Origin of the sequence: Bacillus sp. T2.9-1, assembly GCF_950097965.1 — a bacterium.
GTDB lineage: Bacteria > Bacillota > Bacilli > Bacillales > Cytobacillaceae > Niallia > Niallia hominis.
Genome location: NZ_CATNHG010000133.1, coordinates 1 through 13,499 on the forward strand (window position 1 = coordinate 1; position 13,499 = coordinate 13,499).

Consider the following 13,499-nt stretch of genomic DNA (forward strand, 5'->3'; position numbering starts at 1 on the left):
ACACTCGCCACAAGGTATAGTAAAAAAATGGATGTTTACTACCTATGTTTAATCATCTTTCTTTTTACTCAAAAGTAAGGATAATTAATAACGGAAAATTCCGTCAATTTTTATGCGACGCTAGTGAAAAAATGTAGATAATTTAATCTTATTTTCTAAGTGTCAGGCAACTGCAAAGGACAAGTGTCTTTTAGTGGTGCCTGGCTTTTGTTTTTTTTAGAACTCTACATATAGAAGAGCATTGAAATAAACATTATATCAAAGAGGAAAATGCCTTTTATGTTGATATATTTGATTTAATGTGTGGATAATATTAGAATTGAAAGAGTATGGGAAATATTAGGTGTATTATTTTTGTGAATAGATAGCACAACAAGAAAAAACAAAAAATAAGGGGATAATATGGCAGGGTATGTATTTAACTTAAATAATATGAAGTCACTTGAAAAAATTATAAATAACGGTATTTATAGTACTAACTTGACAGAGCCAACGAATAATCGCTGGTTAGCTCACCATGAAGGAACTTTAACTGACTATCTAACTATGAAAGAAGGAGATAATGTATATTTTTTTATTAAAAGAAAAATTTATGGAATAGGTATTCTTAAAAATATCAAGAATGATTGTAAATTTCTAAATTATCCTGATGCAGATATTCCTAAAATACCAATCTACGGATATATTAAAGATAGTTTGTTGTTAGATGAATCTGAAAATTCTATTAATAATAGATTTATTTGTTCATTCTATCCTTATCCCTGTTTTTTTGAAAAAGGAATTGACATGGATGACGTTTTAGCTTCTAATCCTGATAAATTTAGAATTTTAAGGGCATTCTGGAAGGTATCTTTTATAAAAATTGATGAAGAAGAAAATAAGGCTCTAAGGGATATTATATTGAAGAGAAATGAAGAGTATCTAAACATAGGGCAAGGGAAATTCTCATTTAGTGAATCGCTACGAAATAGTATAAAACATAAATTATCCGATAAGTATTCTTTAACATCAGAGAATATTTTAAAATACTCTTCTAAAGAAGATTACATAAGGCATGAGATGGCAATTGAAGCTCATATTGCTGATATTATTACCAATAATAAAGAAAGTATATTTGGAAAGTGGGATTATATTTCTCACCAAGTGATTGCTTCACCGTTTAAACCAATTGATTATATGGATAAAATGGATATGTTTGGATATAGAAATATTGAAGGTTTTGATACTATTTCTAAGTACTTATTAATAGAGATTAAAAGAGATGGTGCGAATAAAGAAGCAATTAATCAGGTGATGAAATATGTAGACTGGATTAATCAAGAATACTCTCATGGAGATTATTCAATGATTGAAGCTTTTCTTGTGGCATATGATTTTCCAGAGGAAGTAATTAAGGAGAGAGAGAATATTTGCAAGCGGAATTATATTAAAGGAAGACGTCCCACAGAATCTGCTGAATGGAGAAATGTAAGATTCATCAAATATAAATATGATAAAAATACAAACAGACTAGTTTTTGAAGAAGTATAAGAATAAAGAGGGTGGGACAAAACAAAATAACTAATCATTAAAGACGAACAATATTTAATTTAGCTCTTAAATAAAGCTACTTAATCTCTGTTTTTAAATATAGGTAAGTGTAAAAACCAAGACGTTCCATTGCGCTACAGACGCTCGATGCGCCGGGGAGGAAGCTGAGCCTCCTCGCTGCGCTGCGGGGTCTCAGCCTTTCCTCTATTTCCCGCAGGAGTCGACCGTCCTCCGCTCCATTTCACTTCGGTTTTAAACCTTTTTCTAAAAAAACAAACACGAACTTTTATACAATATAATTACATTATAGTTCGTGTTTACTGTTAGTTGAAATACTTATGTCCCAGCCTCTCTTTATTTGTTTATTAATCTTTAATGATTTCTGAAACATATGAATTATTTAACCAATAGCATTGCTTAGTAATTAATTGACCATTTGGTAATTCGACCTTGTCATTTCCATCTTTTCCCTTTGGGCGAATATGGGTTACACCATTAAAAGAACTTTTTGGAAAGTTATTTGTTTCAACGAGATTTTCCCCGCGCTTTATATATTCAATTTTTAGACCACTATGCAATAGTTTATTAACCTCAACCCAGAGTTCTTTTATTTTTGACTCGATAGTATTTTCTGGCATATTCCATAATTTAATTCCTTTAAAAAATAACTTCCTATTTGGGTTATCTTTTTTTTGCTCCTTATATTGGAATACAATGAATAGGAATTTCGTTTCATAGAAGCGATTACGTATGTAACTTTCTTCCCAGCTTTCATTTTTCCACTGATTAAAATCGATATTTTCAAATGACATGGATTCTTTTGGAATACCATTTGGTTCTAATCGAATCGTTTTAAATTGTATATTAGCTTTTGCGAATTCTTCAATGTTATCTAATTTTGTCCCCTTTATGCCTAATAAAGTACTTATAATTTGGGGAATGAAACTTTTGGAGCTCTTGTTATATTTAATATTTAGTTTCTTAGATATTTCTTCATCCGTTAATCCAATATAGGGGGCAAACTTTTCATTTAGTAGTTCATGAAAACTTTTTTTCTGTAATTCGATTGCGTTAGCAAAATTCACTAGATTTTCTTGCTTTATATGTTTTCTTACTAGAGCTGTCATATAAGATTGTTTTAAGGAATATGCTCTTTGCATTGCGGGAATATCCGAAAATGGTTGAGTTCTTAGTGAATTTTTATTACTTCCTTTTGTACATGCCCCTAAATATATGGTGTCTCCTTCGGATAATTCATGTGCTTTTCCTTGTTTAATTTTATCGAGAATTGCTTTCCAATCGTTTTTAATGATTTCCAAATCTGCCTCTGGAAAAGAATAGAGAATACTCTTATTTATATAATAATCATTTCTTTCATTATTTGGTGTCCACTCATAAAACATTAATAATAATTTTTGATTTTTCTCCCAGAAGCTAGAAGTGTGAAAAGTAGTTTCAACTTCTTCCATATAGTTTATTATATTTAATACAAGTCTCTCTTTGGCAGATAAACTTCCATTTTTGTTCTTTTTAAACGGAGTTACTTTTAATTCCACTCTTAATTCTTCAAAATCGGGTCTAGCATCGGAATTAATTTTATAACCAAAGAAACTTTCTTCGATAACTTGACCTAAACTACCTTTTGATTTACGATTAGACAATCTATTATAAATATCTATTTGACCAAATGTTTTACCTTCGGCTTCTTTGGCTTTACTTAGTAATTCAGATTCGGTTTTGTATAACATAATATCTCCTTAGAATATTTATTTTAGATATACAAACAGAGCGTTTGTTCTTAAAGTGTGATAAAATGAAAATAGTATTGTTTTAGTTTTAAGAAATTAACAACAACATACATTAATGTAATTTCTTCCTATATATTACTATATTTTTGGTATATTTTATACCGAAAGGATGTTCGATAAATGATTAAGGCTTTAGAGTTGTTTGCAGGCGTAGGCGGTTTTCGATTAGGTCTAGAAGCAACGAAGAATTTTGAAATAGTATGGGGGAATCAATGGGAGCCATCAAAAAAGGTTCAAGATGCCTTTAATTGTTATCAAAGACAATTTATGGACCAAGGAATACACTCCAATAAAGATATAGCAACTGTTGATGAGTATAGTTTAAAATACTTAAATGCCCAACTACTAGTAGGAGGATTTCCTTGTCAAGACTATTCTGTTGCAAGAAGTTTATCTGGTGAACAAGGTATTCAAGGGAAAAAAGGCGTTTTATTTTGGGAAATAGTTCGCTTCCTTAAAGAATTAAGACCAAAGTATGTTTTGCTTGAAAATGTTGATCGATTATTAAAATCTCCATCTAAACAGCGTGGAAGAGATTTTTCTATAATGTTAGCAAGTTTTCGAGATTTAAACTATTCTGTAGAATGGAGAGTTATTAATGCTGCAGAGTATGGACAGGCACAACGAAGACGGAGAGTCTTCATTTTTGCTATTAGAAACGATACTGAATATATTAAAGATAGAGAAAAAATTACTGATGCAGAAATATTGCATAAAGAAGGTTTTTTTGCTAAACCGTTTCCTATTAAAGTGGAATCGTCGTCTAAGCATGCTGCCCAATTAAGAGAATTACCAGAAGATATACTTGAAGTATCAGATGAATTCTCGATGAAATATTTAAATGCTGGGATTATGAGAAATGGTATTGTTTATACAGAAGAAACTTTGGCCCAAGAGGAAAAGTCAAAGACATTAGGAGAAATACTTGAATCTAATGTTGACGAAAAATATTATTTGAAAGAAGCAGCAATAGAAAAGTTTAAATACTTAAAAGGTCCTAAAAAGATTGAAAGAACTGCTGCAAGTGGCCATAAATATATATTTTCCGAAGGGGGTATGGCTTTTCCAGACCCCTTAGATAAACCAGGCCGTACCATGTTGACTAGTGAAGGAACAGTGAATAGAAGTAGTCATGTAGTTGAAGATCCTACTACAAAGAGATTACGAATACTAACGCCAGTTGAGTGCGAAAGACTGAATGGTTTCCCAGATAATTGGACAGAAGGTATGTCTGAGCGAATGCGATATTTTTGTATGGGAAATGCTTTAGTGGTGGGACTCATTGAGAGAATGGGAAAACGAATTTCTGAAATTAATAGTACAGAACCAGATACGGAAATTAAATTTAAAGAAATGGAACAATTGAGTTTCTTTAATTAAAAGTGTATTAGAAATAATGGACTGCTAAGTTTTAAAGCTTGGCAGTCTTTTTTATGTAATCTTATTGAGTATCTCTAGTGAAATGTAGTCTGCAGAAAGTGTAATCAAATCATGGATTAATATTAATCATAGGAACATACTACTCCTAGATAGCTTGGATGATTTGATGAACAGACAGTTGTACAATGTGTAAAGAGATTTTTAGTTTTCCTTTAGAGGGCTAGTAGGATTAACTTCTGCTAACTCAATTGTCCGACATTTTCTTTCTTTGCTTAAAAGCAAAGAAGAAATATACTACTACTGCAAACAGTTGTGGTATATTAATACAAACGGGTTGCTTGGAGCCCAAACAGTATCTCTAGCTTGATTTGAAGGGCAAGACATCGGTCTTGTTGTCCGCTGTAAATTCCAAAGGTTACAAGACCTTACAAGCCCGTGACATCAGTCGTGGGTTGTTGACTCACGCATATGTCCTGCCTCCCTAGAAGTCATTGCGCCATCTCCTGCTTTTACATCTTTTTGAATTTCTTGTTTTACTTTTTGTGCATCCGTTCCTGCAAAATCTGGTTTCATAATGGAATTTAAGTTCTCTTTATTTTGGGTCATACTTTTCCCTCCTTTCTTTAACTATTATTATTTCTAAAACGGCGGATATTATGTTAAAGAAAAGAGGAGAAAAAGTTGATTTTCAGACGGATAAACAACGAAGCTTCAGGTCAAAGATGTCTAATATAGCAGAGGAGTCTCTTTCGGTTTAGTCATAAGTGTAAAGAGCTGTCCTACCGTCATTAATGGACGGTTGGACAGCTCTTATTTTTCCTCCAAAATAGTAATCAAACTCAAAACTCTCCCCGTATCAGGATTATACACAGACTCCTCTATAACCGTTTCATTCATCTTACTGTCTATAAACCAGTAGGATGCTGGGACTTCATTTCGTCTTAGTTCTATTTGTGTACTAGGTTTATGAAAAAAGCTTGCGGCAATGCTATTAGTATGTAATTTAGATACTAGCGCTCGATTTCCTTGGAATCTTTTCATAATATTTGAGCCATCTGATTGGACTACTGCATATTTTTCTGGTGCAAAATCAACTAATCTATTTAAAAACATGAATAACGTAACGTGATATTTTTCTGCAAAGTGCTGAACGGTCTCTATATTTACAACTTTGTTTGTGAACTCCATAGTTAAATGATTTGTTGGAATAAGAAGGGTGGAGGCAAACTGATGTGCTTCCATTTCTTCGATTTCTTGTGTTAGGAGAGAGGATACTCCAAATTGCTGATTTTTATCTTGGTTATTCCTATATTTTCTGGAAAAGTATTTATTTTTTAGGTGCCATGGCAAAACATGATGTGCAATAAGTGTGGCTAATGTAAATCTAGCTCTGTGCTCGTGTTTTTTTCTTCGAGCTAATAAAATAATGGGAAATTCACTTTGTATATAAATTCCTTCTGCTTCCTCTAAATCATCTTCCAAAACTTTTATTCCTAACTCATTTGCTAATTTATATAAATCAATGGGTAACGGTTCTTCTACTTTTTCTGTTAAAATGGCTTCCGCATATTCTTTTGGTGTTTCATATAGTATATCCATTTTAATTTTTCTACCAGTTGCTAAAAAAGCTGCATACTCAACTAATTTTTCTTTATCTTGTGGTGATAAGGAGTTAACGATATTTAGGAACAAACGATCAGATAAATTAATCGAATGCTGTGCTTTTACTTGATCTACACCTGAAATTAAATATTCTGTCGTTACTTTTAGAGCAAATGCTAGTTTTTGAATAATCTCAAAGGAAGGCCTTCTTGCACCAGATTCATATTGGCTAATAGCAGGTGGCTTTAATCCAATTTGATTCGCCAATTCAGCTTGAGATAAATGTAATTCTTTTCTTCTATTTTTAATTCTTTCATTTATAGAATTGGGCATATACTATCCCCTTTATAGCATTTAGTTTACCGATATAATAACATATTATGAAAAATATTGACAGTGATATTTACTCGTGTTATTATTTTGTTTGCAAAGTGTTATTGGTTTTTATTGGTATGATTATTATCGTTAAATTGGAGGAGGAACTAGAATGAGTTTTGAAAATTATAGGAGTGAGTTGTGTAAAACACCACTTAAAGAAACGTATGAAAAAAGAGATTTAATGTCTGAGAGATTTTTGTACGCTAAGGATGAAAAGGTAGAAGTATATTGGGCCCCTTTCGATTATATTAACAAAAGCGCTAAAGTAGTTATATTAGGAATTACTCCTGGATGGACGCAAATGGAGTTGGCTTATAATTATGTGCTCCATCATATGGACAAAGAGGATGAGGAGCAAGTACAGTATCATGCAAAATACGATGCTAGTTTTGGTGGAGCAATGAGGAAGAACCTCATTGAAATGCTTGATGGAATAGAACTACATAAACATTTAGGCATTGATAGTTGTGAACAATTATTTAATGTGAAGAGTTCCTTGTTACATACATCTTCTGTGTTAAGATACCCTGTGTTTATTAATGGAGAGAATTATAGTGGAAGTCAACCAAAATTAATGGGACATCCGATTTTTACTAGAATGATAGATGAACTGTTAATCCCTGAACTTAACAGTTTAAAAGATGCTGTTATTATTCCTACTGGAAAAGCAGTTTCTGATTTACTTCAATACTTAGTAGAAGAAGGTAAGATTGAAAATAAAACAATTTTGTTTAATTTTCCTCATCCTTCAGGAGCAAACGGACATCGTAAAAGTCATTACGCAACCTACCAGCATCTCTTTAAGGAGCAATTAGCAAATGCTGCACAAAAAGGTCACTTTACAGAAACAACTTCTGCAATCAGTCCTACCAAAGAGCAAATGGATGAATTGATTCAACAGTTAAAGATTATCGGAGCCGAACTGAAAAGAGGAAATGATCTAAAAGAAAAGGAAGCTTATTGTCAAAGACGTTTAGAAACTCTTGCAGATGAAATTCAACCATATGATCACCGGGTTGCACAAGTTATTGAACAGCTGTTGAAATAAAACATGTAAGGAAGGTCATAATGAAAAATAAATTCGCTATAATAATCTTCGTTAGTTTAGTTGTTGTGGGAACTGGGGTTTACTTTTTTTCTAGTAATGATACAGACTTTGAAGTAAAGCCAGAGCCAGAAAAAAGGATGACAGTAAATAGTGAGAAAGATGATAAGAGTGAAGAAATCGATAATAATAATTCCACTACTTCCACTGATCCAGAAGCGGATTTGGAGCTTATTTCTGAGTTTCCTAACAATATGAAAGAATTAGAAATCCAAGATGCTATTCATCAGATGAGCCATACAAAAGTTTATGCGGATGAAAAATGGGGTTCTATAGAACCAACTCAAGGAAGAATTGCTCGCTTATTGGAAGTAATAAAAGAAAACACTGATGTTTATGAGAATAGCAGGTTATACCTATCTATTTTAGAAAGATGGCAGGAAAATGATTTTAGCAATGCGGTTGAGGATCATAATGACATTTGGAATCTCCAGGATGGAACAATTGGAAAAGCAACAAGATTGCTTACAGAAGAAGAAATGGAATAAGAATTTCTATATAGAGTTCAGGAATAGCAGAAGGACATCCTGACTCTTTTTTTTGTAATAAGGAGGGAGGGGAATTTTTTATAGGAATAGAATGTAGTATTTAAAAAAGGAAGAACTTAAAATAATATGTTAATCAAAACCCAAAATCAGGACAACATATAAAATATGTCCACCATTTGGGTTTTAATTTAGAGAATTAAAGATAAGAAAAAGACATAAACAAAATGGCGATAATAAATAGGATAAATAGTAGCATGAATATTATTGCTAATACGAGTAAAATCCATCCTAAAATTTTTCGATCTGTTCTAATCAAGTAAATAGAAAGTGTAATGATTCCAAACAGAAAGCCCATGATTCCCCATAGAACAGGGTTTTTGCCTTGCTTTTTGGAATCTATAACTAAATAAACTGTTATTAAAATGTTTATTACCCAAAATAAAGAAAATTCCATAAAAATATCTCCTCCTTTTCCTTCATTATATTGTATTCTAATAAATTTTCATACATGCTCATGTTAAGTTCATAGAGGGAGTAAAGGTTTTCTAAGTTAATGATAGCTATGTATTGCGAAAATGTTATTAAATGTATATACTTATTTTATAATGAACTATACTTTTTACACCTGGTTTTATACAGTATCTAAATGTGTAGTGATGAAAAAAGGATGTTAGCTAAGAATATATATCTATAATAGGAGTATTATTTCTAAGAATTTAAGGAGTTGAGCGAAGTGATTCATCAATCAATGAAAGCGTTCCCTAATAATTTTCTTTGGGGTGCTGCATCTGCAGCGTATCAAGTAGAAGGTGCATGGAATGAGGATGGCAAAGGAGTTTCAAATTGGGATAAATTTGTTAGGATTCCGGGAAAAACATTTAAAGGAACAAATGGAGATGTTGCAGTAGATCATTATCATCGTTATAAAGAAGATGTGCAGCTGATGGCTGAAATGGGAATGAAGGCTTATCGATTTTCCGTTGCTTGGACTCGTATTTTTCCAGAAGGAAGAGGCGAAGTCAATCAAGCGGGAATTGATTTTTACAATAATTTAATTAATGAGTTAATCAAGTATAATATTGAGCCAGTTCTTACTCTTTATCACTGGGATCTTCCACAAATCCTGCAAGATGAATATGCAGGGTGGGAGTCTCGTCAGATTATTGAGGATTTCACCAATTATAGTATTGAATTATTTAAACAGTTTGGGGACCGAGTGAAATATTGGGTTAGTTTAAATGAGCAAAATATTTTCACTGGTTTAGGCTACCGAATGGCTGTACATCCACCTGGAGTGACAGATGAAAAACGTTTCTATCAAGTAAATCACCATGCAAACTTAGCGAATGCGAGTGTTATTAAAGCATTCCGCCAATATGTTCCAAATGGAAAAATTGGTCCTAGCTTTGCGTACTCGCCTGCATATGCATTAACTTCAAAACCAGAAGATATTATTGCAGCAGAGAATGCGGAGGAATTGAATAGCCATTGGTGGATGGATATTTATGCTTGGGGAAGATATCCAGAAGCTGCATGGAACTATTTAGAGGCAAATGGATTAACTCCTGAGGTGGAAGAAGGGGATTTTGAATTATTAAGAGAAGGTACTCCTGATTTCATGGGACTTAACTATTATCAAACAACGACCTTTGAGAAAAATCCGTTAGAAGGCGGAGTAGGTAGTGCTGAAATGAACACTTCTGGGAAAAAAGGTACTTCTCAGGATTCCGGAATACCTGGTGTGTATAAAACAGTCGAGAATCCAAATCTAGAAAGAACAGATTGGGATTGGAATATTGATCCACAAGGATTACGGATAGCGCTTCGAAGAATTACAAATCGCTATCATCTACCTATTCTCATTAGTGAAAATGGTTTAGGGGCCTTTGATAAGCTGGAAGAAGGCAATATCGTCAATGATGATTACCGCATTGATTTTATCCGCGCTCACATTAACGCGATGCAAGAAGCCATTACAGATGGAGTAGACTTAATGGGATATTGTGTTTGGTCGTTTACTGATCTTCTAAGCTGGTTGAACGGATTCCAAAAACGATATGGTTTCGTTTATATTAATCAGCATGAAGAAGGAACGCACGACCTTCGCCGTATCAAGAAGAAGAGCTTTTATTGGTATAAAGAAGTAATCGAATCGAATGGGGAAAATAGATAAAAAGGTGGAGACTAGCGAGTGCCTCGTGAGTCTCCACCTTCTTTTTTTACCTTTATACCTTGTTTTGCTAAATATAAAGGAGTATACCTTGCAATTAAATGAACAAAATAAAATGAATTCATTAAAAGGAAATAGCAAATGAAAGGATGTGAACAAAAATGGTCACAAAAATCAGTAAGACAATCGAAAATATCCAACAATATAGTCAGCCTTTTCATGATATAGAGGATTTAAACGGTTTAATCGAAAATGCTAGTAAAGCAAAATACATATTACTGGGAGAAGCCACCCATGGTACAGCAGAATTCTATACCATTCGAGGAGAAATCAGTAAAAAATTAATACAAGATCATGGCTTTACTTTTATTGCAGTAGAAGGAGATTGGCCGTCTTGTTATGAAGTGAACCAGTATGTAAAAGGGCATTCAAATTATTCTCATGCTAGAGAAGTACTTTCTCAGTTTCACAGATGGCCAACATGGATGTGGGCAAATGAAGAAATCATTCCCCTTATTGAGTGGCTAAAAGCATATAATTTTGATAAAAAGGAAGAAGACAAGGTTGGATTTTATGGCATAGACGTCTATAGCTTATGGGAATCGATGGAGTCTATTGTTGCTTATTTGCAAAAAATAAATTCACCAGATTTGGATAAAGCGATGCAAGCAATTACTTGTTTTCACCCCTATAACAAAAGGCCAGAGCAATATGGCATGTCTGCGGCTTTTTTGGGAGAAAGCTGTAGAGAGGAAGTATTAGAGCTTCTAAATTCTATTGTATCGAAAAGAAAGCAATACATGGAAGAGGATAAAGAGTCCTACCTTAATTTACAAATAAATGGGTTAGTATCCAAAAATGCAGAAGCCTATTATAAAGCAATGGTTACAGACGATATCGAATCATGGAATATTCGTGATTATCATATGGTAGAAGCTTTAGAGATTGTCAGCCAATTTTATGGGAAGGAAGCAAAGGGGATTGTTTGGGAACATAATACGCATATTGGTGATGCAAGAGCTACTAGTATGGAACAAGAAGGATTAGTGAATGTTGGGCAAATTGCAAAAGAAAAATTTGGAGCAGAAAATGTGTATGCAGTTGGTTTTGGTACCTACAAGGGGACCGTCATTGCAGCAGAAAAATGGGGAGATTGGTACAAAATAATGAATATTCCTCCTGCACAACTTAATAGCTGGGAAGCACAACTTCATCGTGCTGGCTCCTTTAATAAATATCTAACCTTTACAGAGGAAAACCGTTACTTTTTTGAGCATACAATCGGTCATCGTGCCATAGGGGTAATCTATGAGGCAGCATATGAACATTATGGGAATTATGTACCATCAAAAGTTTCAGTCCGCTATAATGGATTTATTTATGTAGATCGATCTAAGGCAGTAACACCGATTGCTATTTCAAGCGAGGGATGAAATTAGATTAGCAAAGGACATTTATGATTTAAGAAAAATAATCAGCCAAAAAAGTGAAGGGATTTTTGCTTTTTTGGTTTTTTTCATCTTAGGTAAGATTTTATTTAAACAAGTAACAAATAAATTTATCACGGAATAGTATAGCAATCGGAGCTTGAATTTTGAAAATTACAAAAAAGTTCCGAAGAATAATATATAGAGGGTGACGTTAATTGGAGAGGAAGGCAACAGAAACAAAAATGGTTATTGTAGTTCGAAAAGATTTGTGTATGACAAAGGGGAAATATGTAGCCCAAGGTAGTCACGCAAGCTTAGGATTAGTATTAGATATGATAAAGCGCGAAGATGTGCATACACAAGCGATATTAGAAAAATGGTTCAGCGAATCTTCGACTAAAATATGTGTCTACGTCAAAAGTCTAGACGAATTACATGAAGTGAAAAATAGAGCCATCGAAAAGGGAGAAGCAGTTAAATTAATAACAGACAGTGGCTTGACCATGTTTCATGGAGAAAAGACAGATACTTGTTTAGCCATTTTAGGATATAGAAACAATGTAGATGAAATTACAGGGCATTTACAACTGCTTTGAGTTGGATCAAAGCAAAAATTGTTTTCATTCAAGAAGTTTCAGCCCTCTCCATAGAGAATTTTTTTATAGGATATAAAGATGTATCTATCATTAGAGTTCTTCCAAAAGGCTAGCAAACACAGCTAGTTTTTTCACTAACTCATAAACGTCAATAAGGCTCACAACTCTTGCATAGTAGATTTGTAGAAGATAGGTTGGAATTCAATTATCTATAAAGGAACAACTAACTATCAGTGGGGAAGAAGGGAAATCCCACTGATAGAAGGTTCATTTATTTTAAAGCATTTCTCAAGTGAACGATATGATTTGGATTAGTAGACCATTTACTCAGTAGCTCTTGTTGTCTTCTTTTCAAATCTTCATAAGGTTCCCCCACCATCTCGATTTCATCGAACCGTTCATCAAATAGATTAGCATCTTTTATTTTTCTATAGCCTCCAAATCCTATGTCGTCGTTTAATAACCAGATGACCTTTTTCATATTGGCAAATAAGATGGCCCCTGTACACATCGGACAATGCTCTAAAGAGGTATAAATAGTATATTTCTGACGACTTACTTTTCCCTGTAAAATTGCCGGACCGCCATTTCTTATCGCAATAATTTCAGCATGTGCCGTTGCATCTTGATGTGGATGCACTTGGTTTCGTCCTTTGGAAATTATATTATTATCTTCATCAACTATTACTGCTCCAATGGGGTATGTGTTCTCAAGTAATGCATTTTCAGCTTCTTGTAATGCTAATTCTAAAAAGTACCTATCTAAGTCAAAATTCATGGTTATTAAGCCTCCACTAATTGAAGTGTCGTTTGTTTTATTCTACCATCTTTATCCTATTCTGATTGTTGGAGACAAAAAAAGAGGGTTAACCGTTCTAGCTAGTTATGGACTAACCTAAAATAGTGAGACAATATAAAACACCTCCAAAATGGCAATACTTGAGATAAGTATTGTGACATTATTCGGAGGTGTTTTTGCGTGGGCAAAAAAACTGTATATACAAAAGAGATT

12 protein-coding genes are annotated in these 13,499 nt (G+C 33.4%); 7 read left to right on the forward strand and 5 right to left on the reverse strand.

The genetic code is table 11. From position 1 onward, the window contains the following. The first annotated feature begins 402 nt into the window (after window positions 1-402). Window positions 403-1,530 (forward strand): endonuclease NucS, encoded by a 1,128-nt coding sequence (locus tag QQZ16_RS20150; protein ID WP_031537994.1) that lies wholly within the window; start codon window positions 403-405, stop codon window positions 1,528-1,530. Between the two features lie 365 nt (window positions 1,531-1,895). Here QQZ16_RS20150 and QQZ16_RS20155 read toward each other — a convergent pair whose 3' ends face one another. Further along, entirely contained in the window at window positions 1,896-3,278 is a 1,383-nt protein-coding gene (locus QQZ16_RS20155; protein ID WP_031537993.1) for a Sau3AI family type II restriction endonuclease, read from the reverse strand. A 180-nt stretch (window positions 3,279-3,458) separates the two neighbouring features. On the opposite strand from QQZ16_RS20155, the gene dcm reads away from it, so the two are divergent. Next, a complete protein-coding gene (gene dcm, locus QQZ16_RS20160) occupies window positions 3,459-4,718 on the forward strand; it encodes a DNA (cytosine-5-)-methyltransferase (protein WP_031537992.1) in 1,260 nt (419 codons plus the stop codon). 441 nt (window positions 4,719-5,159) lie between these two features. Here the strand turns inward: dcm and QQZ16_RS20165 are convergent, their stop codons facing one another. Next, window positions 5,160-5,324, reverse strand: a complete 165-nt coding sequence (locus QQZ16_RS20165) for a hypothetical protein (RefSeq protein WP_192840971.1) — start codon at window positions 5,322-5,324, stop codon at window positions 5,160-5,162. A gap of 204 nt (window positions 5,325-5,528) precedes the next feature. Further along, window positions 5,529-6,653, reverse strand: coding sequence for a helix-turn-helix domain-containing protein (locus QQZ16_RS20170; RefSeq protein ID WP_048719215.1), 1,125 nt, complete (start codon window positions 6,651-6,653; stop codon window positions 5,529-5,531). A gap of 154 nt (window positions 6,654-6,807) precedes the next feature. Here QQZ16_RS20170 and QQZ16_RS20175 point away from each other — a divergent pair, with 154 nt between their 5' ends. Together QQZ16_RS20175 and QQZ16_RS20180 are read left to right on the forward strand one after the other, a co-directional pair. After that, entirely contained in the window at window positions 6,808-7,746 is a 939-nt protein-coding gene (locus QQZ16_RS20175) for a uracil-DNA glycosylase family protein (protein ID WP_048719212.1), read from the forward strand. Window positions 7,747-7,766: 20 nt separating this feature from the next. After that, entirely contained in the window at window positions 7,767-8,291 is a 525-nt protein-coding gene (locus tag QQZ16_RS20180; protein WP_053094391.1) for a DUF6241 domain-containing protein, read from the forward strand. A gap of 196 nt (window positions 8,292-8,487) precedes the next feature. Here QQZ16_RS20180 and QQZ16_RS20185 read toward each other — a convergent pair whose 3' ends face one another. Continuing rightward, the gene (locus QQZ16_RS20185; RefSeq protein WP_031537988.1) at window positions 8,488-8,745 is read right to left on the reverse strand and encodes a hypothetical protein; all 258 of its coding nucleotides are present in this window, start codon (window positions 8,743-8,745) and stop codon (window positions 8,488-8,490) included. A gap of 294 nt (window positions 8,746-9,039) precedes the next feature. Here QQZ16_RS20185 and QQZ16_RS20190 point away from each other — a divergent pair, with 294 nt between their 5' ends. The 3 genes from QQZ16_RS20190 to pth2 all read left to right on the forward strand — a co-directional run bounded on the left by QQZ16_RS20190 (window position 9,040) and on the right by pth2 (window position 12,487). Beyond that, entirely contained in the window at window positions 9,040-10,464 is a 1,425-nt protein-coding gene (locus tag QQZ16_RS20190) for a glycoside hydrolase family 1 protein (protein WP_414630353.1), read from the forward strand. A 158-nt stretch (window positions 10,465-10,622) separates the two neighbouring features. Continuing rightward, window positions 10,623-11,894, forward strand: coding sequence for an erythromycin esterase family protein (locus QQZ16_RS20195; RefSeq protein WP_048719206.1), 1,272 nt, complete (start codon window positions 10,623-10,625; stop codon window positions 11,892-11,894). A 212-nt stretch (window positions 11,895-12,106) separates the two neighbouring features. After that, the gene (gene pth2, locus QQZ16_RS20200) at window positions 12,107-12,487 is read left to right on the forward strand and encodes an aminoacyl-tRNA hydrolase (protein WP_204375780.1); all 381 of its coding nucleotides are present in this window, start codon (window positions 12,107-12,109) and stop codon (window positions 12,485-12,487) included. Window positions 12,488-12,758: 271 nt separating this feature from the next. On the opposite strand, the gene QQZ16_RS20205 is transcribed toward pth2, so the two are convergent. Further along, complete coding sequence (locus QQZ16_RS20205; protein ID WP_048719203.1) at window positions 12,759-13,265, reverse strand: nucleoside deaminase; 507 nt, start codon at window positions 13,263-13,265, stop codon at window positions 12,759-12,761. Between the last annotated feature and the right edge of the window lie 234 nt (window positions 13,266-13,499).

What these genes read in the sequence shown, in the direction of transcription:
- QQZ16_RS20205 (WP_048719203.1), bottom strand. Translation starts at nt 13,265, where the DNA reads ATGAATTTTGACTTAGATAGGTACTTTTTAGAATTAGCATTACAAGAA.
- QQZ16_RS20155 (WP_031537993.1), bottom strand. Translation starts at nt 3,278, where the DNA reads ATGTTATACAAAACCGAATCTGAATTACTAAGTAAAGCCAAAGAAGCC.
- QQZ16_RS20175 (WP_048719212.1), top strand. Translation starts at nt 6,808, where the DNA reads ATGAGTTTTGAAAATTATAGGAGTGAGTTGTGTAAAACACCACTTAAA.
- QQZ16_RS20180 (WP_053094391.1), top strand. Translation starts at nt 7,767, where the DNA reads ATGAAAAATAAATTCGCTATAATAATCTTCGTTAGTTTAGTTGTTGTG.
- QQZ16_RS20170 (WP_048719215.1), bottom strand. Translation starts at nt 6,653, where the DNA reads ATGCCCAATTCTATAAATGAAAGAATTAAAAATAGAAGAAAAGAATTA.
- QQZ16_RS20185 (WP_031537988.1), bottom strand. Translation starts at nt 8,745, where the DNA reads ATGGAATTTTCTTTATTTTGGGTAATAAACATTTTAATAACAGTTTAT.
- QQZ16_RS20150 (WP_031537994.1), top strand. Translation starts at nt 403, where the DNA reads ATGGCAGGGTATGTATTTAACTTAAATAATATGAAGTCACTTGAAAAA.
- dcm (WP_031537992.1), top strand. Translation starts at nt 3,459, where the DNA reads ATGATTAAGGCTTTAGAGTTGTTTGCAGGCGTAGGCGGTTTTCGATTA.
- QQZ16_RS20190 (WP_414630353.1), top strand. Translation starts at nt 9,040, where the DNA reads ATGAAAGCGTTCCCTAATAATTTTCTTTGGGGTGCTGCATCTGCAGCG.
- QQZ16_RS20165 (WP_192840971.1), bottom strand. Translation starts at nt 5,324, where the DNA reads ATGACCCAAAATAAAGAGAACTTAAATTCCATTATGAAACCAGATTTT.
- QQZ16_RS20195 (WP_048719206.1), top strand. Translation starts at nt 10,623, where the DNA reads ATGGTCACAAAAATCAGTAAGACAATCGAAAATATCCAACAATATAGT.